The sequence below is a fragment of the Stenotrophomonas sp. 116085_Sma genome (assembly GCF_056479585.1).
Genome location: NZ_CM151057.1, coordinates 2,260,873 through 2,285,420, shown reverse-complemented (window position 1 = coordinate 2,285,420; position 24,548 = coordinate 2,260,873). Strand labels below are relative to the sequence as shown.

Annotated in this window: 21 protein-coding genes; 11 read left to right on the top strand and 10 right to left on the bottom strand. The window is 66.8% G+C overall.

All coding sequences use genetic code 11. From position 1 onward, the window contains the following. The 3 genes from ACZK0Z_RS10710 to ACZK0Z_RS10700 are packed head-to-tail and all read right to left on the bottom strand — an operon-like array spanning position 1 to position 2,472. A complete protein-coding gene (locus ACZK0Z_RS10710) occupies positions 1-1,254 on the bottom strand; it encodes an ABC transporter permease (protein ID WP_197631904.1) in 1,254 nt (417 codons plus the stop codon). Beyond that, positions 1,247-1,942 carry an ATP-binding cassette domain-containing protein gene (locus ACZK0Z_RS10705; RefSeq protein WP_049426819.1) on the bottom strand — a complete coding sequence of 232 codons (696 nt, stop codon included), beginning with the start codon at positions 1,940-1,942 and terminating at the stop codon, positions 1,247-1,249. Before ACZK0Z_RS10705 ends, ACZK0Z_RS10710 begins: the two co-directional genes overlap by 8 nt. Continuing rightward, positions 1,939-2,472 carry a ZrgA family zinc uptake protein gene (locus ACZK0Z_RS10700; RefSeq protein ID WP_049426820.1) on the bottom strand — a complete coding sequence of 178 codons (534 nt, stop codon included), beginning with the start codon at positions 2,470-2,472 and terminating at the stop codon, positions 1,939-1,941. The genes ACZK0Z_RS10705 and ACZK0Z_RS10700 overlap by 4 nt, the downstream gene beginning before the upstream one ends. 33 nt (positions 2,473-2,505) lie before the next feature. Here ACZK0Z_RS10700 and ACZK0Z_RS10695 point away from each other — a divergent pair, with 33 nt between their 5' ends. Then, positions 2,506-2,979, top strand: a complete 474-nt coding sequence (locus ACZK0Z_RS10695; RefSeq protein ID WP_197631903.1) for a MerC domain-containing protein — start codon at positions 2,506-2,508, stop codon at positions 2,977-2,979. Positions 2,980-3,033: 54 nt separating this feature from the next. Here ACZK0Z_RS10695 and ACZK0Z_RS10690 read toward each other — a convergent pair whose 3' ends face one another. After that, complete coding sequence (locus ACZK0Z_RS10690) at positions 3,034-3,387, bottom strand: hypothetical protein (protein WP_414489300.1); 354 nt, start codon at positions 3,385-3,387, stop codon at positions 3,034-3,036. Here ACZK0Z_RS10690 and ACZK0Z_RS10685 point away from each other — a divergent pair. The 5 genes from ACZK0Z_RS10685 (at position 3,351) to ACZK0Z_RS10665 (ending at position 7,377) form a co-directional block, all read left to right on the top strand. Continuing rightward, complete coding sequence (locus ACZK0Z_RS10685; RefSeq protein WP_414489301.1) at positions 3,351-3,881, top strand: helix-turn-helix transcriptional regulator; 531 nt, start codon at positions 3,351-3,353, stop codon at positions 3,879-3,881. The genes ACZK0Z_RS10690 and ACZK0Z_RS10685 overlap by 37 nt on opposite strands. A 115-nt stretch (positions 3,882-3,996) precedes the next feature. Further along, on the top strand, positions 3,997-4,374 hold the full coding sequence (gene copC, locus ACZK0Z_RS10680) for a copper homeostasis periplasmic binding protein CopC (RefSeq protein ID WP_049426823.1): 378 nt from the start codon (positions 3,997-3,999) through the stop codon (positions 4,372-4,374). Positions 4,375-4,384: 10 nt separating this feature from the next. Next, on the top strand, positions 4,385-5,269 hold the full coding sequence (gene copD / locus ACZK0Z_RS10675; RefSeq protein ID WP_197631902.1) for a copper homeostasis membrane protein CopD: 885 nt from the start codon (positions 4,385-4,387) through the stop codon (positions 5,267-5,269). A 45-nt stretch (positions 5,270-5,314) separates the two neighbouring features. Continuing rightward, positions 5,315-6,013, top strand: a complete 699-nt coding sequence (locus tag ACZK0Z_RS10670) for a heavy metal response regulator transcription factor (RefSeq protein ID WP_049409535.1) — start codon at positions 5,315-5,317, stop codon at positions 6,011-6,013. After that, positions 6,010-7,377 (top strand): heavy metal sensor histidine kinase, encoded by a 1,368-nt coding sequence (locus tag ACZK0Z_RS10665; RefSeq protein ID WP_049426825.1) that lies wholly within the window; start codon positions 6,010-6,012, stop codon positions 7,375-7,377. The genes ACZK0Z_RS10670 and ACZK0Z_RS10665 overlap by 4 nt, the downstream gene beginning before the upstream one ends. On the opposite strand, the gene ACZK0Z_RS10660 is transcribed toward ACZK0Z_RS10665, so the two are convergent. After that, entirely contained in the window at positions 7,366-8,289 is a 924-nt protein-coding gene (locus ACZK0Z_RS10660) for a LysR family transcriptional regulator (RefSeq protein WP_197619271.1), read from the bottom strand. The genes ACZK0Z_RS10665 and ACZK0Z_RS10660 overlap by 12 nt on opposite strands. A gap of 106 nt (positions 8,290-8,395) precedes the next feature. On the opposite strand from ACZK0Z_RS10660, the gene ACZK0Z_RS10655 reads away from it, so the two are divergent. Next, positions 8,396-9,139 (top strand): SDR family oxidoreductase, encoded by a 744-nt coding sequence (locus tag ACZK0Z_RS10655; protein ID WP_478449610.1) that lies wholly within the window; start codon positions 8,396-8,398, stop codon positions 9,137-9,139. A gap of 165 nt (positions 9,140-9,304) precedes the next feature. On the opposite strand, the gene ACZK0Z_RS10650 is transcribed toward ACZK0Z_RS10655, so the two are convergent. The 3 genes from ACZK0Z_RS10650 to ACZK0Z_RS10640 are packed head-to-tail and all read right to left on the bottom strand — an operon-like array spanning position 9,305 to position 14,801. Continuing rightward, the gene (locus tag ACZK0Z_RS10650) at positions 9,305-12,382 is read right to left on the bottom strand and encodes an efflux RND transporter permease subunit (RefSeq protein WP_197631900.1); all 3,078 of its coding nucleotides are present in this window, start codon (positions 12,380-12,382) and stop codon (positions 9,305-9,307) included. Continuing rightward, positions 12,379-13,557 (bottom strand): efflux RND transporter periplasmic adaptor subunit, encoded by a 1,179-nt coding sequence (locus tag ACZK0Z_RS10645; protein ID WP_197631899.1) that lies wholly within the window; start codon positions 13,555-13,557, stop codon positions 12,379-12,381. Before ACZK0Z_RS10645 ends, ACZK0Z_RS10650 begins: the two co-directional genes overlap by 4 nt. After that, a complete protein-coding gene (locus ACZK0Z_RS10640; protein WP_197631898.1) occupies positions 13,554-14,801 on the bottom strand; it encodes a TolC family protein in 1,248 nt (415 codons plus the stop codon). The genes ACZK0Z_RS10645 and ACZK0Z_RS10640 overlap by 4 nt, the downstream gene beginning before the upstream one ends. Positions 14,802-14,863: 62 nt before the next feature. Here ACZK0Z_RS10640 and ACZK0Z_RS10635 point away from each other — a divergent pair, with 62 nt between their 5' ends. Both ACZK0Z_RS10635 and ACZK0Z_RS10630 read left to right on the top strand, forming a co-directional pair. After that, positions 14,864-15,538, top strand: a complete 675-nt coding sequence (locus ACZK0Z_RS10635) for a response regulator (RefSeq protein ID WP_197631897.1) — start codon at positions 14,864-14,866, stop codon at positions 15,536-15,538. Continuing rightward, the gene (locus ACZK0Z_RS10630; protein WP_049426856.1) at positions 15,531-16,904 is read left to right on the top strand and encodes a sensor histidine kinase; all 1,374 of its coding nucleotides are present in this window, start codon (positions 15,531-15,533) and stop codon (positions 16,902-16,904) included. The genes ACZK0Z_RS10635 and ACZK0Z_RS10630 overlap by 8 nt, the downstream gene beginning before the upstream one ends. 135 nt (positions 16,905-17,039) lie before the next feature. On the opposite strand, the gene ACZK0Z_RS10625 is transcribed toward ACZK0Z_RS10630, so the two are convergent. Then, positions 17,040-19,391, bottom strand: coding sequence for a GH92 family glycosyl hydrolase (locus tag ACZK0Z_RS10625; protein ID WP_197631896.1), 2,352 nt, complete (start codon positions 19,389-19,391; stop codon positions 17,040-17,042). Between the two features lie 349 nt (positions 19,392-19,740). Here ACZK0Z_RS10625 and ACZK0Z_RS10620 point away from each other — a divergent pair, with 349 nt between their 5' ends. Beyond that, a complete protein-coding gene (locus tag ACZK0Z_RS10620) occupies positions 19,741-22,029 on the top strand; it encodes an autotransporter family protein (RefSeq protein ID WP_197631895.1) in 2,289 nt (762 codons plus the stop codon). Positions 22,030-22,092: 63 nt separating this feature from the next. Here the strand turns inward: ACZK0Z_RS10620 and ACZK0Z_RS10615 are convergent, their stop codons facing one another. Next, the gene (locus ACZK0Z_RS10615) at positions 22,093-22,509 is read right to left on the bottom strand and encodes a host attachment family protein (RefSeq protein ID WP_197631894.1); all 417 of its coding nucleotides are present in this window, start codon (positions 22,507-22,509) and stop codon (positions 22,093-22,095) included. Between the two features lie 475 nt (positions 22,510-22,984). On the opposite strand from ACZK0Z_RS10615, the gene proP reads away from it, so the two are divergent. Further along, a complete protein-coding gene (gene proP, locus ACZK0Z_RS10610; protein ID WP_197631893.1) occupies positions 22,985-24,475 on the top strand; it encodes a glycine betaine/L-proline transporter ProP in 1,491 nt (496 codons plus the stop codon). Positions 24,476-24,548: the final 73 nt, after the last annotated feature.

Below are 24,548 nucleotides of genomic sequence, written 5' to 3'. Positions count from 1 at the left end.
TCAACCTCCCGATGAAAGGCCATCGGCCAAGGTGCGCCGGTAAGCCAGCAATGCCGGCACCAGCCCGGCCACGGCGCTGATCAGCAGCACGCCCGCAACCCATGCCAGTTCACGGCCATCCGGCCAGGCATGGGTGATCGACAGGCCGAAGGTGGCCAGCACCCAGCCGCGACCGGCAATGCTGGCGGCCGCCAGCAGCGACAGGGCCAGCACGCAGGCCACCGCACTGGTCGCCACCGCTTCCACCACCAGCAGGCCGGCGATGTAGCCCGGTCGCGCGCCGGTGGCACGCAGGATGGCCATCTCACGCCGCCGCTCCTGCAGGGTCGAGACCAGCAGCGCCACCAGCGAGACCATGCCCAGCAGCACCACCATTGCACTGATCAGCTGCAACGCCCGCTCGGCGGTGCCCAGTGACTGCCACAGCTGTTGCAGGGTCACACCGGGCAGGATCGCCAGCATCGCCTCGTCCGGGTATTCGTTGATCCTGCGCTGCACCGAGAACGTGGCGATGCGCGAGTTCAGGCCGAGCATGAAGGCAGTGATGCTGGTCGGGGTCAGGTCCAGGTGGCGCGCCTGCTCGGCACTGACGCTCTGGCTGCGCAGCTGCATGCCTGAGCGCCAGTCGACATGGATCGCCTCGATGGCCGGCAACGAAACCAGCACCGATGAATCGACCGGCGTGCCGGTGCGCTGCAGGATGCCTGCCACGCGGAACGGCTTGTCGGCATGCGTAGCCAGGGTGACCGCGCCGGTACCGTGGGCCAGTACGATCTCGTCGCCGAGACCGACCTTCTGCGCGCGTGCCACCTCCGCGCCGATCACCACGTCATACAGGTCAACGAACGGCCGACCGTCCGCGAAGGCAAGCGCGTGCCCGGCGCCGTAGCGGTAATGCTCGAAATAGCCACCGCTGGTGCCGACCACGCGGTAGCCGCGCCAGGAATCGCCCAGCGAAAGCGGCACCGCCCACTGCACCTGTGGCAACGCGGACAGCTCCTGGTAGGACTGCCAGGACACGTTATTGGTCGGGTCGCCGATATGGAACACCGAATACAGCAGCAGGTTCACCGGCCCCGAACGCGCACCGACGATCAGATCGGTGCCCGACACGGTGCTGGCGAACCCCTCGTGCGCCTGCGTGCGCACACGTTCGACGCCCAGCAGCAACACCACGCTGAGGGTGATGACCAGTACGGTCAAGCCGACACTCAATGCGCGGCTGCGCAGGCTGGCCCAGGCAAGCTCAAGCATGGCCGGCACCTGCCTGGTTGATCTGCGACAGGGCAATCGTGCGGTCGAACAACGGCTCCAGGCTGTCATCATGGCTGACCACCAGCACCGTGGTGCCGGCCGCCTGGCACTGCGCGGACATCAGCCGCAGGAAGGCGGTCGCCGCTTCACGGTCGAGCGCTGAGGTGGGCTCATCGGCCAGCAGCAACGCTGGCCGGCCGATCAGGGCGCGTGCTGCCGCCACGCGTTGTTGCTGGCCAACGCTGAGCGTACCCGCGCGTCGCTGCATCAACGCCGGGTCCAGCTGCAGGGCTGACAACAGGCGTGCGATCTCGGCATCCAGCGGCCCACTGATGCGCGCGCTGCGCAGGCGCGAGAAGCGCAGGCCCAATGCGATGTTGTCGCGCACCGTGAGGAACGGCAGCAGATTGAACTGCTGGAAGATCACGCCCAGTTGGTCGGCTCGGAAACGATCCCGCGCCGCCCCTCCCATGTCCTGCAGTGCCCGGCCTGCCACCTCGACACGACCCTTGCCGGGTAGCAGCACACCAGCCAGCAGGCCCAGCAAGGTACTTTTGCCGCCGCCACTGATTCCGCGCAGCAGCACGCTGCTGCCCTGCTCGACCCATAACCGCGGGATATCCAGCACCAGCTGCATGCCGTATCCGAACTGCACGTCTTCCAGGGCGATCACCGGGGCCGCGCTCACGGGGCCAGCACCACGCGCAGGTTGTCGGGGGTCAGCACGTTGCGGTTCTGGCCGTTGGCTGTCGCACTGTTGACGATGACTTCGTGCAGGCCCGGGAACAGCACGGGCAACCGCATGACGATGGCGCGCAACGCGGCCGGATTCGTGCAGCGGTACTGCAGCGTGGCAGTGAAACCCGCGTGTAGATGCTGTCCTGCCGATGGCGCGGCGGCAGGCGCATCGAAGCCCTCGGCATCGGCTTTACTGCTGATCAGACGGCAGTCTGCAGCGGTGGGCAGGGTTACCCAGCTGCCGCCCTTCAGCAGCGACGTAGCGCGTGCCAGCGCGACCTGCTCGGCTGAACTGGCCGGCGGTCGCTCGTAATCGAGGATGCCGATGCCCGGCGCCTGCAGGGCAACATCCAGAGTGCCCTGATCGAGGGCAACATCAACGGTCGCCTGGCCATGCACGTGCGGTGCGTGCTGACGGATGTCGTGGGCCTGCGCGGCGCTGGCGGCCAGCAGCAGGAAAAGAGCAGCAGGAAGCTTCATGGGGGGAGACTCCAGTTGTTACTATGTAACATTATGGACCACATCCCCACGACGCCTGCAAGGGCCCCAGCCCAGCCGCCAACTTCGGCACGCTGGCACCCCCACATCGACCTCGCCGGCGCCTGGCTGTCGCTGGCCTGCGCCGCGCACTGCATCGCCCTGCCCCTGCTGCTTGCGTTCATGCCAGCGGCAGTGATGGCGCTGCGCTCGTTCCAGCACCCCGGTCATGGCGTAATGACGCTGCTGCTGCTGATGTCGCGCTGGGAGTGGCTGTTCGCGCTGCTGGCCTCCTCGCTGGCCTTGGCGAGTACCTCGGCCGGGGTGCATCGGCATGGGCGCTGGCGGCCTGTGCAGCTGGCCTGCACCGGCGCCATCCTGCTGCTGTCGGCCTCCCTGTACCTGCCGCTGAAGGAATCGCTGCTCTGGCATGGCATAGCGACCGCCAGTGGTGGCGCGCTGCTGGCGTTCGCTCACATCGGCAACCGGCGGGCGCTGCGCAAACGGTAGTGCCGGCCGCTAGTCAGCGCCCCGAAAATGCCGGCCAGTGGCCGGCACTACCTATCATCGGAAGCGGTAGCCTAGTTCCGCGCCGAAGATGCGCGGGCTGTCGACCGGGCCGTAGTAGTTGCCATCACGCCCAAAAGCCAGATTGTCGAAGATCAGGCCGTTGATGCGACGCTTGTTGGTCAGGTTCTGCACGAATAGCCGTGCACTCCACGGCCCGGTTTCGTAGCCCAGCTGCGCACCCAGCACGGCGGCGGCCGGCTGGAAGGCGCGGTTGCGCTCGTCAAGTGCGCTGGAGCCGGTGAACTGCGATTCCAGCCGCGCGTAAAGTCCAGACTCGAACTGGTAGCGTGCGGCCAGATAGCCGGTGTAACGTGCAGACGCTGCATCCCCTGCAGCCGCTGGCTGCACGGCTGCACCGCGATCCGGTGGTGTCCGCGGTGCTGACCGCGTTGTGGTGCAGCACGCAGGCCGATGCCTGCCTGCCCGGCTTCCTTGAGCATGGCGCGCGGGTGCTGCTGCACCGCCTGCGCCAGCTTGCCGGCCAACCTCGCGAGGCACGCGGCACCACGTCCGCGCTGTCGGCACGACGGCTGCGACAACTGGAGGCCTACATCGACGCGCAGCACGGTCGGGCGCTGACGGTCCCACAGCTGGCTGCTGCAGTGCAGATGGAGACCGCAACGTTCAGTCGGGCGCTACGCGCGGCCACAGGCCTGCCACCCTACGCATTCCTCACCCAGCGCCGCATGCACTGGGCGCGCACCGAACTCGCGCAGGGCCGCCGTGTCACCGATGTTGCCTTGGCCAGCGGGTATGCCAGTCCCAGCAAATTCAGCGCGGCATTCCGCCGCGTGCTCGGCTGTTCGCCGTCTGCATGGATCGCGCAGTCACGTACCCGGTAGTGCCGGCCGCGGGCCGGCAGCCAACGAACATTACAAGGCGGTAATGTCCGCGTCAGGGCAGCGAAAGGCGCCACTCTTCACCCTGAGAGCCAGTTCTCCCACAGGTGTCCCGCGCATGACCCGTTTCCCGATCCGCTCCGTTTCCCTTGTTCTTCTCCTGTCCGGCCTCGCGGCTGCGCCGCTGGCGCTGGCGCATCCCAGCCTGGTGAGTTCGACGCCTGCCGCCGACGCCACCGTAGCCCCGGCGACCGAGATCACGCTGCAGTTCAGTGAGAAGGTGATGCCGCGTGCCACCCGCATCGAACTGAGCATGGACCATGGCCGCATGAAGATGGCCATGGCCACCACCGCACAGGACATTTCCGAAGATGGCCACACGTTGCGCGCACGTTTCGCCAAGCCGCTGCCCGCAGGCAGCTACGCACTGCAATGGCGCGCGGTCGGCCAGGACACTCATCCGATTACTGGCAGCTACCGCTTCACCGTGAAGTAAGGCTGTCGTCGTGGCCGGGCTCTCACCGTATGCGTTGCGGCTGGCGTTGTACCTGGTGCTGATGCTGCTGTTCGGGCGGCTGCTGTTCGTCCGACCCGGGCTGCCACGCTGCATCTCGCTGGCACTCGCCGTGGTTGCGCTGATCCTGGTCGTCACCGATGCGGCCAGCCGATTGTCCAGCGTGCTTGGCATATCACCGGTCGACATCGATGGCGAGACGGCGCGCTGGTTTCTTACCGGTACGCCGGTGGGTGAGGCGGGGCTGCTGCGCATCCTGGCCCTGCTGGCAATGCTGCCGCTGCTGGCAGTCAAACGCCCGGTGCAGGGCCTGCGCCGTCTGGCGCTGCTGGCATTCTCGGCGGCGACCCTGGCCAGCCTCGCCTGGAATGGCCACGCCGCTGCTGGCGATGGGCTCGCTGGCAGGCTGCGTCTTGCTACCGGCATCGTCCACCTGTTGGCCGCCGGCGCCTGGGTCGGTGCGATCGCCGCCATCCTGCAGCTGGCACTGCGACGCCAGGGCCTGCGCCTGCGCGAACGCACCTACGAGTTGTGGCAGGCCGCGCACAGCTTCGCCGTGCCGGGCACGATCATCGTCGCCCTGCTGGCGATGACCGGCACCTATACCTATGTCGATCTCGGCGGTTCCATACAGACCCTGACCGGCGCCGCGCATGGGCGTTGGCTGCTGCTCAAGCTGGCGCTGGTGGGCGGCATGCTGGGGCTTGCCGGGCTGCATCGCTGGCGGCTGGTACCAGCGCTGGCCAGCTCCATCCGCGGCGGCTGGCAAGCCAGGCCGCTGCGCTCACTTCGCCACAGCCTGGCCTGCGAATCGGTGCTGGCCGTGCTGGTGCTGGCCTGCGTAGCGGTACTCGGCACGCTGGACCCATTGGCATGATTCATCCGTTCCAGCACGGGCTCAAGCTGCGATGATGGGCACACCATGAAACTGCTGATCGTCGAAGACGAACCCAAGACCGGCAACTACCTGCGCCAGGGCCTGATCGAGGCCGGCTACGTGGTCGACCTCGCCTGCAACGGCGTCGACGGGCTGCACCTGGCCGGCAGCGGCGAGTACCAGCTGGTCATCCTCGACGTGATGCTGCCCGGCCTGGATGGCTGGAACGTGCTGTCGCGGCTGCGCGAGGCCGGATGGCAGGTGCCGGTGCTGTTCCTCACCGCGCGCAGCAGCATCGCCGACCGCGTGCAGGGCCTGGAGCTGGGCGCGGATGACTACCTGGCCAAGCCGTTCGCCTTCGCCGAGCTGCTGGCGCGCGTGCGCACCCTGCTGCGTCGTGGCCAGGCGCTGCCGCAGGCCGAACGCATCGTCATCGCCGACCTGGTGGTAGACACGCTGCGCCGCCGGGTCGAACGCGGCGGCCAGCGCATCCCCCTCAGCCAGAAGGAATACACCCTGCTGGAACTGCTGGCGCGGCGGCGCGGCGAAGTGCTGCCGCGCTCGTTGATCGCCTCGCAGGTATGGGACATGAACTTCGACAGCGACACCAACGTGATCGACGTGGCGATCCGCCGCCTGCGCGCGAAGATCGACGATGACTTCGACGCCAAGCTGATCGTCACCGTGCGCGGCATGGGCTACGTGCTCGAGGCACCGGACGACGGCACTGTGAGCAACGGATGAGCCTGCGCCGTTCCATTGCGTTACGGCTGACGCTGCTGTTCGCCATCGTGGCCACCCTGGTGCTGGCCGCATTGGGCGTGGCGATCTATGTCAGCGCCCGCCACGACCTTGTGGCCCAGGACTTCAGCGAACTGGAGAACAAGGTAGCGTTGATCCGTGACCTGGCCGGCAACGGACCTGCATCCGCACGCGGGCAGCGATTGGCGGAGGCACTGGGCCACCATCCGGATATCGCCTTCCACATTGTTGATGGGAACGGCGCGGTGCTGTTTTCCACCGCACCGGCACTGCTGCGCGAGCATGCACGCAGCCAGCCGATCGACGCCGCGCCACGACGACACGACTGGATCCTCGCCGATGGCCGCTGCATGCATGCTCTGCACCTGCGCCAGACCCTGGCCGACGGCAGCCGGCTGGTCACCCTGCTGGCCATCGATGACGACCGCCATGCCGATTTCCTGCAGAGCTTCCGCCATCTTCTTGCAATCGCCATCATTGGCGCCGCGGTGGCCAGCAGCCTGCTCGGCGGCTACGTGGTTCGGCGCACGCTGCGGCCGCTGCGCGCGCTGGCCGATGAGGCCCGGCAGATCACCGCCGGCCGGCTGCAGCACCGGCTGAGTGCACGCAGTGCACCGGCCGAACTGGAACAGCTGGCGCAGACGCTCAACGGGATGCTGGCGCGCCTGCAGCAGGACTTCGCGCGGCTGACCGAGTTCTCCGGTGATCTCGCCCATGAACTGCGCACACCGATCACCAACATGCTGACCCAGGTGCAGGTGGTGCTGGCGCACCCGCGCAGCAACGAGGCCTATCGCGAGACGCTGGCGTCCTGCGCCGAGGAACTGCAGCAGCTGGCGCAGACCGTGGGTGACCTGCTGTACCTGGCGCAGGCCGAAGCGCCGGGTGCACTGCCCTCGCGCGAGCCAGTGGCGCTGGATGGGGTGGTGGATTCGCTGCTGGAGTTCTACGAGCTTCTGGCCGGGGACCGGCAGTTGACCCTGCGCCGCGAAGGTGTGGCGAGCGTGGAAGGCAACCGCTTGATGCTGCACCGGGCGATTGCCAACCTGCTGTCCAACGCGTTGAAGCACGCAGCCGTGGGCAGCGAAGTGCGGGTGCGGCTGGTCGTGGCCGATGGCGTGTGCAGGGTCAGTGTGCACAACCTTGGCACGCCGATCGCCGCCGAAGCGCTGCCGCGCCTGTTCGATCGCTTCTACCGCACCGAACGTGGCCGCCATGAAGGTGCCGGACTAGGCCTGGCGATCACCCGCGCGATTGCACAGGCGCACGGCGGCAGCGTGAGTGTTGCGTCAGATGACACCGGCACCTTTTTCGAGCTGGTGCTGCCGAGCACCTCAGCCCGGTAGTGCCGGCCGCTGGCCCGCAACCCCTGTCGGGTCAAACACACCGGCCACCCAATCAATGAATACCCGCAGGCGTGGCGATGGTGTGCGGCTGCGCAGGTAGACCAAGTTCAACGGACTCGGCGTCGGCGGCACCTCCGGCAGCAGTTCGAGCAGTTGCCCACGCGCGATGTACGGGTCCATCCGGTAGCGCGGTGCCTGGATGATTCCCAGCCCCGCCAGCGCGGCGCCCAGGAACGCATCCGCGCCGGAAACACGCACCCGTGCGGGGAGCGGCACATAACGCACCTGCATGCCTTGCTGGAACTCCAGCGGAATCAGCTGGCCGGTGGCACTGGAGCGATAGCCGACCATTTCGTGGCCTTGCAGCAGGGATTCGATGCTGCCCGGCAGGCCCCTGTCCTGCACGTAGCCTGGCGAGGCCACCGTGACCTCACCCAGCATCGTCAACCGCCGCGCCGCCAGATCACTGTCGGCCAGCGCGCCGACCCGCAGCGCCGCGTCCACACCCTCACGCAGCAGATCCACATAGCGGTCGCCCTCGCTGATCTCCAGTTCGATCTCCGGGTAGCGCTGCAGGAACGCCGGCAGGTGTGGAAGCAGCAGATGGCGCCCCAGCGTGCCATGCACCTCGATTCGCAGCGGGCCGCGCGGAGGCACGTCACGGAACGCGGCTTCAGCGTCGTCCATGTCGGCGATCAGGCGCAGGCAACGGCCGTAGAAGGCCTCGCCTTCCATCGTCGGCACCACCAACCGCGTGGTCCGGTGCAACAGGCGCACGCCCAGCCGCGTTTCCAACGCCTTGATCGCATCGGTCACCGTGGCGCGCGGCAGGCCCAGGTCTTCGGAGGCACGCGTGAAGCTGCGGCGCTCGACAATACGGACGAAGGCGCGCATTGCCGTGAAACGGTCCATTGTTCGCGTATCCGGATAATGTTGGCGGATTATGCAGGATTATCCGGGCCCGCGATGTGGCGAAGATGGTCCTGCGCCGCTCCGGCGTGTCCCGCTGGAATCCACCATGCCTACCTCCCCCGTCCGCCGCGTTGCCCTGGTCACGGGCGGCTCCCGTGGTATCGGCGCCGCCATCTCCCGCCGCCTGGCCGCCGATGGCCACTCCGTCGCGATCAACTATGCAGGGCGCCGCGACGACGCCGAAGCCTTGGCGGCCGAACTCAACGCAGCCGGCACGCAGGCCATCGCGTTGCAGGCCGACGTGGTCGATTCACAGGCGGTCAACCAGCTGTTCGACGCCATCGAGGCCCGTTTCGGCGGCATCGACGTGGTGGTCAACAGCGCCGGCGTATTGCAGCTGGCACCACTGGCCGACACCGACGACGCCCTGTTCGAGCGGGTGATCGGCATCAACCTCAAGGGCGCCTTCAATGTGCTGCGTGAAAGCGCGCGACGCGTGCGCGACGGTGGCCGGCTGATCACCCTGTCCACCAGCGTGGTCGGCATCAAGCTGGAGAACTACAGCGTGTATGCCGCCAGCAAGGCAGCCGTGGAAACGATGGGGGCGATCCTCAGCAAGGAGCTGCGAGGGCGCAACATCACCGTGAACGCAGCGGCACCTGGCCCGACCGCCACGGAGCTGTTCCTGGATGGCAAATCGCCGGAGCTGATCGAGCGGCTGGCGAAGATGAACCCGCTGGAACGGCTGGGTACGCCGGAGGACATTGCCGGTGCAGTGGGGTTCCTGGCCGGTACCGAAGGCGGATGGATCAACGGCCAGGTGCTGCGCGCCAACGGTGGGATGGTGTAGATCGCGCGGAGGGCATCCACGCATGTCGTGGATCTGGCTGGGAACCCGTGGCAGCCCATCGTATCCACGCAGCCCGTGGAGCCCCTGTAGAGCCGAGCCCGTGCTCGGCTGCTCGTGGCGCGAAGACCAGAAGCAGCCGAGCTCGGGCTCGGCTCTACAGTGTGGTCAGGCGGAACGGGCCTCACGGCGGCGATGCACCCAGTAGTACAGCGTGGGCAACACCAGCAGGGTCAGCAGCATCGCCGACAGCAGGCCGCCGATCACCACCACCGCCAGCGGCTTCTGGGTCTCGGCACCGATCGCGTGCGAGGTGGCCATCGGCAGCAGGCCGAACATCGCCAGCAGCGCGGTCATCAGCACCGTGCGCAGGCGTTGCAGCGAGCCCTGCACCACCGACTGCAGCAGATCCATGCCCTGTTCGCGCAGCTGTGCAAATCGACTGAGCATCACCACCCCGTTCAATACCGCCTGCCCGAACAAGGCGATGAATCCAATCGCCGCCGACACCGACAGCGGAATGCCGGTCAGCCACAGCGCCAGGATGCCGCCGATCATCGCCAGCGGCACGTTGGCCAGGATCAGTGCTGCACTGCTGATGTCCTTGAAGGCATCAAACAGCAGCACGAAGATCAGCAGCACCGACAACGGAATCACCCAACCCAGCCTCTTCATCGCGCGCTGCTGGTTCTCGAATTCACCGGACCACTCCAGCCGGTAACCCTCCGTCAGCTGCACGTTCGCATCCACGCGCTTGCGCATGTCGGCCACCACGCTGCCCATGTCACGCCCGGCGATGAAGATGCTGACCGCCTTTACCCGCTGTGCGTTCTCACGCGAGATATTGATCGCGCCACTGGCCATGCGGAAGTCGGCCACGTCGGACAGCGTCACCGTATGGCCATCGCCGATGCCCACCGGCACCGTGCGCAGGCGCTGCAGGTCACGGTCGGCGTCGTCCAGTCGCAGCGTGATCGGGAACTTGCGGTCGCCCTCCCACAGCTCGCCCACCTGACGTCCGCCCAGCGCGGTCTCGATCACCTCGTCGACGTCCCGCACGTTCAGGCCGTAGCGCGCGGCACGGTCGCGATCGATCTCGATCTGCAGCTGCGGCAGCGAGCCATCACGGTCGATGAAGGCACTCTCCACGCCCTCCACGCCGCGCACCTGGGCCAGGATGGCCTGCGCCTGCCGGTTCAGCACCTCCAGGTCCGAGCCGCTGACCTTGATCACCACCTGGCCCTTGATCTGCGAAATGCTCTCCAGGATGTTGTCGCGCACCGGCTGCGAGATCGAGAACTCCGGGCCCGGAATGCGTTGCTCCAAGGTGCGTTGCAGGTCACTCACGAGCTGCCGCTTGTCCACGCCCTTCGGCCACTCCTTCTCTGGTCTCAGTGCTACCAGTGCCTCGATCTGGTTGGCGCCCTTGGCATCGGAGCCGTCTTCCGGGCGGCCGAGCTTGGCCACCACCGTCGACACCTGCGGGAAGGTGCCGACCAGCTCGCGGATGCGCCGCGACTGCTGCTGCGCCTCGGCCAGGCTGGTGCTGGGGTCGAGCGTGGCTGTCAACCAGATCGAACCCTCGTCCAGCTCCGGTAGGAACTCCGAGCCCAGCCGCGTGCCCAGCGCCAGCGTGGCGACCAGCAGCGCCACCGCAGTCAGCACCACTGCACGTGGTCGCGCCAGGGCGCGCTCCAGCACCGGCTTGTACCAACCGGTCAGGCGGTCCATCAGCGGATTGCCGTCACGCATGCGGTCGCGCCGCAGCCACCAGAAGCAGAACAGCGGCACCACGGTCAACGCCAGGATCAACGCACCGATCAGCGCCGAGGTCACCGAGTACGCCATCGGCGCGAACATGCGACCCTCCTGGCGCTGCAGAGTGAAGATCGGGATGTGCGCGGCGATGATGATCATCATCGAGAAGAACGTCGGTCGCCCCACTTCGGATGCCGCCGACAGGATGGTCGAGAAGCGTGTCTTCCTGTCGGCGTTGGGCGGCAGCTTCGATAGTCGCGAAACGATGTGCTCGGTCACGATCACCGCGCCATCGATGATGATGCCGAAGTCCATCGCACCGAGCGACAGCAGGTTGGCCGGCACGCCCCACAGGTGCAGGCCGAGGAAGGTGGACAGCAACGCCAGCGGCATCATCGCCGCCACGATCAGCGCCGCGCGGGCGTTGTACAGGAACAGCCACAGCACCAGGAACACCAGCACCGCGCCTTCCAGCAGATTGCGGAACACGGTTTTCAATGTGGTCGAGACCAGCCACGAGCGGTCGTAGAACGGCTCGATGCTGACCCCGGCCGGCAGCTGGTTCGCTTCGATCTCGGCGATGCGCTTATGCAGGGCGTCGAGCACATCGGACGGATTCTCGCCCTTGCGCATCAGCACCATGCCGAACACCGCGTCGTCGTTGTCGTCCTGGCCGACCAGGCCCTGCCGGGGCAGGCCGGTGTCGGTGATGCCGGCAAGATCGCGTACCAGGATCGGCGTTCCGCCACGCTGCGCTACCACCACGTTGCCGATGTCGGCCGGCGAGCGCATCAGGCCCACGCCGCGGATCAGGAACTGCTGCTGGCCGCGCTCCACGTAGCCGCCGCCCGCATTCGAACTGCCCTTCTCCAGCGCTTCGGCGAACTCGCCGAGGCTGATACCGCGGTCACGCAACTTGTCCAGATCCGGCTTGACCTGGAACGTGCGCGCGAAGCCACCAAAGCTGATCACATCGGCCACGCCCGGCACCGTGCGCAGGCTGCGCTCCATCACCCATTCCTGGGTGGTACGCAGCTGGGTGGACGTCATGTGCGGTCCCTTCAGCACGTAGCGGTAGATCTCGCCCACCGCCGAGCTCATCGCCTCCAGCTCCGGCGTCACCCCTTCCGGCAGTTCCACGCCCTGCAGCCGCTCCAGCACCTGCTGGCGCGCGAAATAGTCATCGGCCTTGTCATCGAAGGTCAGGATGATCATCGACAGGCCGAACTGCGTATGCGAGAACACCCGTACCGAATGCGGGATACCGGACAACGCCACCTCCAACGGCATCGTCACCTCACGTTCTACTTCCTCGGCAGCACGACCGGGATGCAGCGAGACCACCGTCACCTGGGTGTCGGACACATCCGGGAAGGCTTCCACCGGCAACACGCGGAACGCGGCGATGCCGGCGCCGATGAACAACAGCAACGCCAGCATCACCATCAACGGCTGGCGCAGGCAATAGGCAATCAGGCGATCGATCATGGCGCGGTGTGCCCCGTGCCGCTGCCGGTGGTTGCAGCAATCGGTGCGCTGTCCACCAGCTGCTGCAGCAGCAGCCCGCCCTCGACCACCACCCGGCTGCCAGCAACCAGGCCATCGCGTACCCACAGGCGGCCGTCACCGAGTTCTTCGGCATGCACGGCACGGCGCACGAAGCGCCCCTTGCCCTCTTCCACGAACACCACCTGCCTGCCATCGATCAGCAGCACCGCCGCATCCGGCAGGCTGACGCCGCCCTCCGCCGGCAACGCCACCTGTGCGCGCACGTACTGCCCGGCCTTGAATCCGCGGGTGCGGTTGTCCAGCTCAGCGCGTGCCTGCACCACGCGGCGCTCGCTGTCGACGAAGTCGTCCACGTGCTGCAGCGTGGCCTGCAGGGGCGTGCCGTCGGCGCCGCGCACGCTCACCTGCATGCCGGCCTTCAGTCGCCCGGCCAGGCTTTCGGGAATGTCCAGCAACAGCCACAGGCGATCCGGGTCACCGATCACCGCCAACGGCTGCTCGCTGTCGGGACTGACCGCCATGCCCGGGCTCATCCGCCGCTCCACCAGCACGCCGTCGATGGGCGCGCGCAGCGGCAGGCGCTGGTCGACATGCTGGCCATTGCCATAGGCCTTGGCGAAGGCGGTCGCGCGCGCATGATCGGCCTGGCTGCCGGCGAAGTTGGCCTCGGCCTCATCCAGTTCGCGGCCGGATGCTACGCCCGCGGCGTGCAGCTCGCGGGTGCGCTCCAGCTCCTTGCGCGCCTGCTGCAGTTCGGCGCGACCACGCGCGCCTTCGGACTGGGCCTGGCCGAATTCCGGCGAGGTGATCCAGGCGATGACCTGGCCGGCCTTCACCTGCTGCCCCGGCTTCGCCTCGATCCGCGCCACCTGCCCCGGCAGCGGCGTACGCAATGCACTGGAGCGGGTTTCATCCCAGACCACCCGGCCCGGCAGCTGCAGGCTGGCGCTGGCACCAGCGGTCACCGCCTCGCTCCGCAGCACATCCAACTGGCGGCTGTCGGCCGGGAACTGGATCTGCCCGGCACTGACCTGCGGCGCATCCTCGGTATACGAGGCCGGCTCACGACCACAGCCGCTGAGCAGGGCCAGCGCGAGCAACGCCGGCAGCACGGCATGTCGCGCCCGCAGGCGATGGGCGACAGTGGACTTCATCGGGATTCTCCTTCAGCAACGGATGTGGCCGCTTCCCAGCGCGCCAGGGCAATGGCATGGTCGGCGCGTGCTTCGATCAGCGCGCCCTCGAAGTCGCGCCAGCTACGGCGCGCATCCAGCAGGTCGGTCAGGCTGGCGGCGCCACGGCGGTACGCCAGCTCGATGCCCTGCACCGCCTTGCGCGCGGCGTCGGCGTGCAGGCCTTCATAGTCGGTGCGGCGCTGCGTGGCGGCTTGCGCGCTGGCCAGCAACTGGTCCAGCTCGGCGCGCGCTTCGCGCTGCCGCACCTGCAGCTCGAGCGCCGCGCTGTCACGGTCGGCTTCGGCACGTTGGATGGCACCGCGCGCACGCGATGGGCCGCCGAGTGGAATGGTCAACGACACGCCCCAGGTGACACCGTTGATATCGGTCGGCTCCCGCTCCGCCTCCACGCCCAGCTGGATATCGCGGTGGCGCTCGCTGCGTGCCAGCGCCACGCCGGCATCGGCGGCGGCCAGGCGCGAGCGCGCCGCGCGCAGATCGGCGCGCTGCTGCGGATCGAATGCCGGCGTACCGGCCACACCGGCGGCGTCCGGCCACGCGTCATCGGCACTCAGCTCGCCGCTGTCATCGCGACCGAGCAACAGGCCCAGCGTGTGCCGCGCATCGCGCAGATCCAGCGCCGCCTCGCGCGCCGCGTCGGCTACGGCAAGGTCGTCCACCGCCAGCCGCGCACGATCCACCGGCGCCATCGCTCCGGTTGCGACCTGCTTGTCGGCAGCGGCCATCTGTTCGGCCGAACTCTGGCGGTTGGCCTCGGCAATCTGCGCCCGCTCCTGTGCGCCCTTCAGGCCGAAGTAGGCTTCATGCAGCGCCACCTGCTGTCGGCGCCGGGTATCCAGCATCTCCAGCCCGGCCACTTCCAGCAGCGCATCAGCCTGGCGGACGCGCAACGCGCGCTTGCCACCGCGTTCCCAGGTCCAGCCCAGGCCCACGGTGCTGTCCATCCGCTTGTCCTGCCAGCGCCCGGGGCCGATGCCCTGCTTGGGGCTGATCTTGCTGGTGCCGATCGACAGCTCGGTGGCCGGGCGCAATGCCGCTGTCTGCGCATCGCCCTGCGCCCCGCGTAGTTCCAGCGCCGCCGCGCGCAGGTCCGGGTTGTGTGCTTCCATTGCACGCTGTGCTTCCTGCAGGGACAACGCCGAAGCCGAGGGCGCGCACCAAAGAGTGGCGAGTACGGCCACGAGACAAGAGGTGAAGTTCATGCGCGTCACGGTAAGGTGATGCACTTGCGCCAAACTTGCCCCAACCTTGCACGAAGCTTGCAATGCGAATCCTGCTGATCGAAGACGATGCCGCTCTGGCCGATGGACTGATCCGCGCCCTGCAGGGCGCCGGTCATCTATGCGACCACCTTTCGCGCGGGTTGCACGCGCCCGCAGCGTTGGCCAGCGCACCGTATGACGTGATGGTGCTGGACCTCTCGCTGCCCGACGTCGATGGCATGGACCTGCTGTCGCGGCTGCGCAACGATGGCGTCACCCTGCCGGTGCTGATCCTGACGGCACGCGACGGCGTGGAGGACCGCATCCTTGGGCTGGACCGGGGTGGCGACGATTACCTGGCCAAGCCGTTCGCACTGGGTGAGCTGGAAGCACGCCTGCGCGCGTTGTCACGCCGGCGCAGCGACGCGCCGGCGCAGAAGCGGCTCGGGCGCCTGTGCTTCGACAGCATCCGCAATGAAGTACAGGTGGATGGCCAGCGCATCGAACTGACCGCGCGCGAGCTGGCGCTGGTCGATGCCCTGATGCAGCATCCCGGTCGCACTGTCACCAAGCAGCGCCTGTTCGATGCGTTGTACAGCTGGGACCACGAAGCCAACCTGTCGGTGATCGAGGTGCATGTCAGCCGCCTGCGCCGCAAGCTGGAACAGGCGCGTGCCGGCGTTGGCGTCCGCATGCTGCGCGGCCTCGGCTACCGCCTGGAGGCCGGTGGTGACTGAGCGAGTGCACAGCCTTCGCGGCCTGCTGCTGCGTCGCCTGTGGCTGCCGCTGCTGGTGTTGATGCTGTGCAGCGCGGTCGGCTCGTTCGCGCTGGCCCGCTTCTATGCCGGCCAGGTCTACGACCGCTGGCTGCTGGACTCGGCGATGTCGTTGTCCGAACTGGTGAAGGTGCAGGACGACCAAGTTTCCATCGAGATCACGCCGGCGGTCTCGCGCATGTTCACCTGGGACACCGCCGACGAAGTGCATGGCGAGGTAGTCGACGCCGCGGGCGGGCGCCTGTATGGCGATCTGCCCGGAGCATTGCCGCGCCCAACGGTCGCCGCCGATGGCAACGACGCGGTCTACTACGACGCACGCCTGCGCGGCCAGGCGGTGCGCATGGTGGAAGTGGTGGTCAGCGCCGGGCCAGGCCATGACATCCGCCTGCGCGTGGCCGAAACGCTGCGCAAGCGCCATCGCCTTGAACGCAAGCTGCTGATGACCAGCATCCCGTTCCAGACCGCGATCCTGGCACTGGCCGCATGGCTGGCCTGGTCGGGCACCGGCGCCGCCGCCCGGCACGCCAACCAGGTCGCGCGGCGATTGGCCAGCCCGCGGCCGGATCCGCTTGCGCCGCTGGAACCGGCGCAGGAAGCGCCGCGCGAACTGTGGCCTGCGGTGGAGGCCTACAACGCGCTGCTGCAACGCCTGGACGCCATGCAGGCTGCGCAGCGACGTTTCGTCAGCAATGCCGCGCACCAGCTGCGCACGCCCCTGGCGGCGATGCAGGTCGAACTTGAAAGCTCATTGCGCCAGCATGATCCGCAGGCGCAGCAACTGGCCTTGTCCGGCACGCTGGCGGGGTTGGCGCGGCTGCAGCATCTGGTGAACCAGCTGTTGATGCTCAGCCGTTCCGAGGATTCGCACGGCGGTGCGCTGCCGTTGCAGGCGGTGGAACTGGCCGGATTGGCGCGTGGCGTCGTGGAGCGCTACGCCGACCGGGCACTGGCCGCAGGCGTGGACCTGGGTTACGACGGGCCCGATGACGGGGTGCCGGTGCAGGGTGACCCGCAGCTGTTGCGCGAGGCACTGGGCAACCTGCTGGACAACGCATTGCGCTATGGCGCAGTGCGCGGCGTGATCACGCTGGGTGTGCAGCAGGATGCCGACCGCGTGCAAGTGTGGGTGGACGATGATGGCCCCGGCATCGCCGAGGCCGAGCGCGGCCGTGTCACGGAACGCTTCTACCGCGTGAGCAGCGAAGGCGATGGGTGTGGATTGGGGCTGGCGATCGTGGCCGAGATCGCGCAACGGCACGGCGCGGCTATGGTGATTGATACGGCACCGATCGGTGGCGCGCGGGTGGGATTGCGGTTCACCTGACCGTTGCCGAACCTGCCCTGTAGAGCCGAACCCACGCTCGGCTGCCGTTGGCGCGGTGCTTGGGTAGACGCCAACCTTGTTTGGCGCCGTTGACGTCCCGTGTGCCAACCAAGGTTGGCACCTGCCAGGATCGCATCACCGGCTCATCGAATACGGTGCCTGTGCGCCCTGCCCCGGCCAATCCTTGTTCGGCTCGGCCTGCATGGTGAAATGCAGTTCGCCACCGCCCAGAATCTCGTCATGGCGCAGGAACGTGCGCTGCAGCGGCTTGCCATTGAGGCTCACACTGCCCACATAGGTATGCGCGTCGTCCAACCCCTCGGCCACGATGGTGAAGGTCTTCCCGTTCGGAAGACGCATCGCGGTCTTCGGCAGGAACGGACGGCCCAGGATGTACTCGCCCGAACCTGGCGCCACCGGATAGAAACCCAGCGCGGTGAACACGTACCACGCCGACATCTGGCCCACGTCGTCATTGCCGGCCAGGCCATCGGGGCGATCGGCGTACTGGGTGTCCATGATCTGCTTCAGGCGCGCCTGCGTGCGCCAGGGCTGACCGGCGTACGAATAGAGGTAGGCCACGTGGTGGCTTGGCTCGTTGCCGTGCGCATACCAGCCGATCAGGCCGGTAATGTCTTCCATGTGCTCGAAGATGGACGGATCAACCTTTGCATTGAACACTTCATCCAGGCGCGCCAGCAGCTTGTCACTGCCGCCATGTGCTGCAGCCAGTCCAGCCACGTCCTGCGGCACATACCACGAATACTGCCAGGCATTGCCTTCGGTGTAGTCGGTGCCATAGCCACTGGCGCTCGGATCAAACGGTGTGCGGAAGCTGCCATCGCGCTTGCGCGCGCGCATGAAGCCGGTGTCCTTGTCGAAGGCATTGCGCCAGTTGCCGGCACGCTTGTCGAAGGTCGCCGCCACATCGGTCTTGCCCATCGCCTGAGCCATGCGCGCGATGGTCCAGTCGTCGAAGGCGTACTCCAGCGTCTTGCTGGCGGCCTCGCCTTCTTCGTCGATCGGCACATAGCCGAATTCGCGGTATTGCGCGATACCGTCATACGGGCCGTAATTGGCGGTCTCCACCATCGCCTTCAGTGCCTTGTCGGCGTCGAAGCCACGGATGCCCTTCACGTAGGCATCGGCGATCACCGGCACCGCGTGGTAGCCGATCATGCACCAGTCCTCCAGGCCATGGAACGACCACACCGGCAGCATGCCGTAGGGGCTGTGCTCATGGTGGGCCAGCATCGAATTGATGAAGTCGCTGTTGCGCTTTTCCGGCTGCACCAGGGTCAGCAACGGATGCAGCGCGCGGTAGGTGTCCCAGAGCGAGAACGTGGAGTAGTGGGTGAAGCCATCAGCCTTGTGCACCGCATTGTCCGGCCCGCGGTACTGGCCATCGGCATCCATGAACAGCGTCGGGCCCAGCAGGGTGTGGTACAGCGCGGTATATGCGCTGCGGCGCGCGTGCTCGGGCGCATCGATATCGAGTACCGACAAGGCCCGCGTCCATTCCTGTTTCGCCTGCACGCGCACGCGGTCGAAATCGAAGTCGGCCACTTCCGCATCAAGATTGGCGATGGCGCCGGCCTCGCTGACCGGCGAGATCGCCACCTTCACCACCAACGGTGCATCCAGCTTGCCGAATGCGAACGTGCCGACCAGTTGCCGGCCCTCGATCTGTGCACGCTGCGCCGGATCCTTCTCGCCCGGCGGCGGGAACCCCTTGTAGACGATGTCCTGCTCGGTGCTGTGCAATTCGTGGCCCGACATCGGACGCGAGAAGCGCATTGCGAAGAACAGTTGACGGCCGGGCGCCCAACCGCGCGTTTCGCGGAAGCCGGTCACCGTGCCATCGGCACGCACCCGCACCCGTGACCACAGGATCTTGCCCGGGTAGTCGTACATGCTGGTGCGCATGTCCAGCAGCACCTTGGCGTCGGCACCCTTCGGGAACGAATAGCGATGCACGCCCACGCGCGCACTGGTGGTCAGCTCGGCGCGCACCTTGTAGTCGTCCAGGGTGACCGCGTAGTAGCCCGGCTCGGCCTTCTCATCGTCATGGTGGAAACGCGATGCGTAGCCGCTGCGCGGCTTTTCCGGGTCGCCGCGCTCCAGCCCGGGGTTGCCGGTGAACGGCATTACCAGGATGTCACCCAGATCGGAATGGCCGGTGCCGGAAAAATGCGTGTGCGAAAACCCGACGATGCTGCTGTCGTCGTAGCGGTACCCGGCTGCCCAGCCATAGGCCTTCTCGCGCGGCTGGATGCGCGTATCCGGGCTGAGCTGGACCATGCCGAACGGAACCGTCGCGCCCGGGTACGTGTGCCCCTCCCCGCCGGTACCGATGAACGGATCGACCGCGGCATAGGCACGTTCGGCGGCAGTTTTCGGCGTGGCCGCAAGGGCCGCACCCGAGGCGAGCATCGCGGTGGCGGCGAAGGCGATCAGGAGACGACGGTCCAGCATGGGCATCGGCATTTGGATCGATTCAGATGGTGACTGGATCCTAGCACCGGCCTTGCGTGGCGGCATGTTGCGCTGCAGCTGAACGGTTCCGAAAGCGACGCCCTATGGCGGGATCGTATGCAACAAGTTGCATGGATCGATCCAATGGCAGGCAGCACACTCCTGCCATGACCGTTATGGAACAGCAAGGATGAAAGCGGCAGGCGGGTCGGAACCCGACCGAGATCCTCCCGTCTCATCCATTTCTCGCTGCCACGCAGCCCCACGCGGTCACACAACCTTCACCCTCCGCGCGCGTCTTATTCATCCCAGCAACGTGAATGCGGCCGCGCCTCCAATGCTCATCAAACAGGAGTCTGCCATGTCCATTGCAGTCCGTAGTTCGCTCGCCCTGGGAATTGCCAGTGCACTCTGCATCACCCTGTCCGCCCAGGCGGGAAACCTCATCCCCGGTGAGTCCGCCACGGTGAACTCGGGCGATCCTGTAGAGGCTTGGACACTGAACGGCGCCACATTGATGCTCGCGCCGGGCGCGACGACACAAGACATAACCGCAGCGAACGGCTCCCGACTGCAGGTCAACGGCGCGTCCATCAGCGGCACCGCACAGCTGAGCGATGGCTCGGTTGGAACCTTCAATAGTGCGCTGGTTAACAACTCATCCGGCGCTGCAGCCATCGTGGGCTCGGGTTCAGAGCTGCACGCCACGAGTTCCGAGTTCAACGGCAGTGGCGATGCGATCCGCCTTACCGAGGGAGGGATTCTCAGTCTTGTGGGTTCCCGGGTGACGGCATCCGGCTCCAGCCTGTTTGGTTCAGCGGGGATCAGCTTCCGTCGTACCGCTCAGGCAAGCGTCAGTGGCGGCAGCCTGGTCCAGGGTGACGATCACGCAGTGACCATCACCAATGACCCACGGGGATTCGGCGGCCCTTCTCCGGGCAGGAGCCTGTTGTCGGTCGACGGCTCGCATCTGGCCAGCTCAACCGGCTCGGCCATCCATGTCACCGAGTGGGTGACCCCGGCGCAGTTTGGCGCAGACATCGTGCTCCGCAATGGTACGACGGTCTCGGCGGGCAACGGCGTGCTGCTGGACACCAACGGTGACGTCGATGTCAGCTTGACCGTGGACGACAGCGTGCTGGCCGGTGACATCGTCAACGGCGCAGGAGCCACCACTCACGTTCGCCTGCAGAACCAGGCACGCCTGACCGGGGCGATGAGCAACGTCAGCAGCCTCGCGCTGGATGCATCCACCTGGGTCATGAACGGCGATTCCTCCCTGGGCCGTCTGGACCTGGGCAATGGCACGGTGTCGCTGGGCGATGGCAGCACGTTCAACACCCTCACCGTGGCCGGAGACTTCATCGGCAACGATGGCACGATCGTGTTCAACACCGTGCTGGCCGATGACAGTGCCGCCACTGACAGGCTGGTCATCGAGGGCGACACCGTTGGTACTGCGAACGTGCGCGTGAACAACGTGGGTGGTGCCGGTGCGCAGACCCGCCAGGGCATCGAGCTGATCTCGGTCGGTGGCGCCTCCAATGGCCAGTTCAACCTGGCCGGTCGTGCCGTGGGCGGGCAGTACGAGTACTTCCTGTTCAAAGGCACAGGGGCCGATGGCAACTGGTACCTGCGTTCGCAGCTTCCGACCCAGCCGGACCCGTGCGAAACCGACCCGGCGCTGCCCGAATGCAACCCGGTGCTGCCCGGCCCGGATCCGGACCCGGTGCTGCGTCCCGAACCGGGCGCCTACCTGGCCAACCTGCAGGCCGCGCAGACCATGTTCCGCATTGGCTATCACGACCGCCATGCCGGCCAGAACGCAGGCCGTGCCTGGGCGCGCGTGGATGGCTCCCGCAATGGCTTCGATGCGATCAGCCGCCAGCTTGACATCCGCGGTAACAGCCAGGCGCTGACCGTCGGTGCCGATCTATGGCGTCACGATTCAGGCAGCAGCGTGGGCGTGATGCTGTCCAGCGGCAATGCCACCAGCACCTCCACCAATGAACTGACCGGCTACTACGCGCGCGGCAAGGTGAAGGGCGAAGCCCTGGGCGTGTACGGCACCTGGCGCGGCGGCAACGATGGCGACCCGTATGCCGGTTTCTACGTGGATGGCTCGGTGCAGCGTGCACAGTTCCGCAACCGTGTGGAAGGCATCGGCCTGGACACCGAGCGCTATGCCAGCCGCGCCTGGCAGGGTGCGGTGGAGACCGGCTATGCGTTCCGCGTGGGTGGCGCCAGCCATGGTGGCATCTATCTGGAGCCGCAGCTGCAGGTGGGCTACAGCCGCTGGGACAGCTACCGCCACGCCGAAACCAACGGTACGGTGGTGAGTGCCGAGAATGCCGATGGCCTGTTCGGCCGTGCGGGGGTGCGCCTGTCCGGGGTGACCCGATGGGGCAGCGGCACCACCGATGTACAGCCGTACCTGGCCGCCAACTGGCTGCATACCCGAAGCGAATCGCAGATCCGCATGGACGATGAGGTGGTGGACGCGCGCATTCCGCGTAATCGCGGCGAGTTCAGTGCCGGTGCGTCGTTGAAGTTCGCCAACGGCGTGGGCGCCTGGGGCGGTCTGTCGCTGCAGAAGGCCAGTGGCTTCCACCAGACCAGTGCGCAGCTGGGTGTCAGTTACAGCTGGTGAACGCTTCACCGTGGGGCCGAACCTGGGCTCGGCCCCACAACCGCTGTGGCAGAACCGGCAGGATCAGGCTGCAACTGCTTTCTGGATATCCGCCAGCGGTGCATTGGTCAGGTCCTTGGCGATATCACCCAGCAAGCGTGCCTGGGTCTCCTTGTGCAGCAGCGGGCGGATGCGTCCCAGCGTGGTCGGGTCGGCCACAAGCACCAGGTGTGCGTAGCGGTTGTTCAACGCATCATCGTTGAGCTGCTCGGCCACCTGCTTGGCAAACGTGGCTTCGTTGAGCTGGGAGATGGACATGTCCTTCGGCACCGCACCGGCCGGTCCCTGCCCGGAAACGCCCTGCTCGCTGATGTCCTGCATCCGCAGTTCGCCCTCCTGCTTCAAGGCCAGCTGGTGATCACTGCCAACGTTGGTGAATACACGGGCCGAGCCACCATCGGCGACAACCACGAGCGTACCTTCGGGAATGCGACGGGTCATGCGATGCTCCTTCTCTGTTGCGTTCGCCTCCAACGTAGAGGGCGACGTGTGAGCAGTGCGGCCAGATTCCGTTCAACGCATGTCATCACCGCCGTGAAGATGAACAAGCACGGTGGAACACAGCATGCAGATCAGTCCGCTTCGCTGCACGCTCACGCGCGTGCCGTTATGATGAACCGATGATCGACACGACCCACTACGTGACGGGCGCACCTGTTACGTGGAAAGCACTGCCGACCGGCGCTTCGCTTGCCACGCATGTTTCTGCTCCGCCCATCCACCGCCTCGCGCTGGATCCTGGCGGATGACGCCCGCAGGCACTTCGCCTGCCACTTCCCGCATCGCTGTGATTCCCGGCCGCTGACTGCGCCGCCGTAGTCGCGTTGCCATGTTTCCGCCGCAACGGCGGTGCTTTGCCGTGCGCGTGCATCCACGCGTGCTGCCTTTCCCATTCCACATCTCCAAGGGAGCCCCCATGCAGGACACGCCCGAGGCACATGCCCATTTCGGCTGGTTCAAGCGCCGCCGCCACCTGAAGGTCGACGAGATCACCGTCGTCGACAAGCCCATGCTCAAGCGCGCCGTCGGTGCCGCCGCACTGGGCAATGCCATGGAGTGGTTCGACTTCGGTGTCTACGGCTATCTGGCCGTCACCATCGGCCAGGTGTTCTTCCCGTCCAGCAATCCCACTGCACAGGTGATCGCTGCCTTCGCGACATTCACCGTGGCGTTCCTGGTCCGGCCGCTGGGTGGCCTGGTATTCGGCCCGCTGGGCGATCGCTATGGCCGCCAGAAGGTGCTGGCGTTCACCATGATCCTGATGGCGCTCGGCACCTTCTCCATCGGCCTGATTCCTTCCTACGAGCGCATCGGCATATGGGCCCCGGTGCTGTTGCTGCTCGCGCGCGTAGTGCAGGGCTTTTCCACCGGCGGTGAATATGGCGGTGCGGCGACCTTCATCGCCGAGTACTCCACCGACCGCAACCGCGGCCTGATGGGCAGCTGGCTGGAGTTCGGCACACTGGGCGGCTACATCGCCGGCGCGGGCACCGTGACCGCACTGCACATGGTGCTGAACAGCGAGCAGATGCTGGACTGGGGCTGGCGCATCCCATTCCTGGTGGCCGGTCCGCTCGGCCTGCTCGGCCTGTACATGCGCATGAAACTGGAGGAAACCCCGGCGTTCCGCGCCTTCGCCGAGGAAGCCGAGAAGCGCGAGCACGATCGTCCCGGGCTGGGCGCACTGTTCCAGGTGCATGGCCGCCAGCTGCTGGTATGCATGGGCCTGGTGCTGGTGTTCAACGTCACCGACTACATGCTGCTGACCTACATGCCCAGCTACCTCAGCGTCACCATGGGCTATGCCGAGAGCAAGGGGCTGCTGCTGATCATCATCGTGATGCTGGTGATGATGCCGCTGAACATCGTCGGCGGGTTGTTCAGTGACCGGCTGGGCCGCCGACCGATGATCATTGGTGCCTGCATCGCACTGCTGGTGCTGCCGATTCCGTGCCTGCTGCTGGTCGGCAGCGGCAACGACGGGTTGATCTTCATGGGCCTGATGCTGCTGGGCCTGGCGCTGGTGTGCTTCACCAGCTCGATGCCGTCCACGCTGCCCGCGCTGTTCTACACCCCGGTGCGCTACAGCGCGTTGTCGATCGCGTTCAATGTGTCGGTGTCGCTGTTTGGCGGCACCACGCCGCTGGTGACCGCGTGGCTGGTGGAGCGCACCGGCGATCCGCTGGTGCCGGCCTACTACCTGATGGGCGCGGCCGTAATCGGATTGGTGACGATGCTGTTCGTGAAGGAAACCGCCGGCCTGCCGCTGCGCGGTTCACCGCCGGCGGTCGGCAGCGACAAGGAAGCGGCCGCCCTGCTGAAGAGCGATGTACCGGTGACGGTGGACCCGACCTTGCCGTCGCTGCCGGACGTTGCCGAGCCCGAGCAGGTGAAGCCGGCCCTGTAGAGCCGAGCCCACGCTCGGCTGCTCTTGGGGGGGCTCAGCCGAGCATGGGCTCGGCGCTGCAAGGGAGCGGCGA

Coding starts and splice junctions, on each gene's coding strand:
- ACZK0Z_RS10670 (WP_049409535.1), top strand. CDS start 5,315: ATGAAACTGCTGATCGTCGAAGACGAACCCAAGACCGGCAACTACCTG.
- ACZK0Z_RS10620 (WP_197631895.1), top strand. CDS start 19,741: ATGTCCATTGCAGTCCGTAGTTCGCTCGCCCTGGGAATTGCCAGTGCA.
- ACZK0Z_RS10660 (WP_197619271.1), bottom strand. CDS start 8,289: ATGGACCGTTTCACGGCAATGCGCGCCTTCGTCCGTATTGTCGAGCGC.
- ACZK0Z_RS10625 (WP_197631896.1), bottom strand. CDS start 19,391: ATGCCGATGCCCATGCTGGACCGTCGTCTCCTGATCGCCTTCGCCGCC.
- ACZK0Z_RS10615 (WP_197631894.1), bottom strand. CDS start 22,509: ATGACCCGTCGCATTCCCGAAGGTACGCTCGTGGTTGTCGCCGATGGT.
- ACZK0Z_RS10695 (WP_197631903.1), top strand. CDS start 2,506: ATGGACCACATCCCCACGACGCCTGCAAGGGCCCCAGCCCAGCCGCCA.
- ACZK0Z_RS10655 (WP_478449610.1), top strand. CDS start 8,396: ATGCCTACCTCCCCCGTCCGCCGCGTTGCCCTGGTCACGGGCGGCTCC.
- ACZK0Z_RS10640 (WP_197631898.1), bottom strand. CDS start 14,801: ATGAACTTCACCTCTTGTCTCGTGGCCGTACTCGCCACTCTTTGGTGC.
- ACZK0Z_RS10635 (WP_197631897.1), top strand. CDS start 14,864: ATGCGAATCCTGCTGATCGAAGACGATGCCGCTCTGGCCGATGGACTG.
- ACZK0Z_RS10700 (WP_049426820.1), bottom strand. CDS start 2,472: ATGAAGCTTCCTGCTGCTCTTTTCCTGCTGCTGGCCGCCAGCGCCGCG.
- ACZK0Z_RS10665 (WP_049426825.1), top strand. CDS start 6,010: ATGAGCCTGCGCCGTTCCATTGCGTTACGGCTGACGCTGCTGTTCGCC.
- ACZK0Z_RS10710 (WP_197631904.1), bottom strand. CDS start 1,254: ATGCTTGAGCTTGCCTGGGCCAGCCTGCGCAGCCGCGCATTGAGTGTC.
- proP (WP_197631893.1), top strand. CDS start 22,985: ATGCAGGACACGCCCGAGGCACATGCCCATTTCGGCTGGTTCAAGCGC.
- ACZK0Z_RS10650 (WP_197631900.1), bottom strand. CDS start 12,382: ATGATCGATCGCCTGATTGCCTATTGCCTGCGCCAGCCGTTGATGGTG.
- ACZK0Z_RS10645 (WP_197631899.1), bottom strand. CDS start 13,557: ATGAAGTCCACTGTCGCCCATCGCCTGCGGGCGCGACATGCCGTGCTG.
- copC (WP_049426823.1), top strand. CDS start 3,997: ATGACCCGTTTCCCGATCCGCTCCGTTTCCCTTGTTCTTCTCCTGTCC.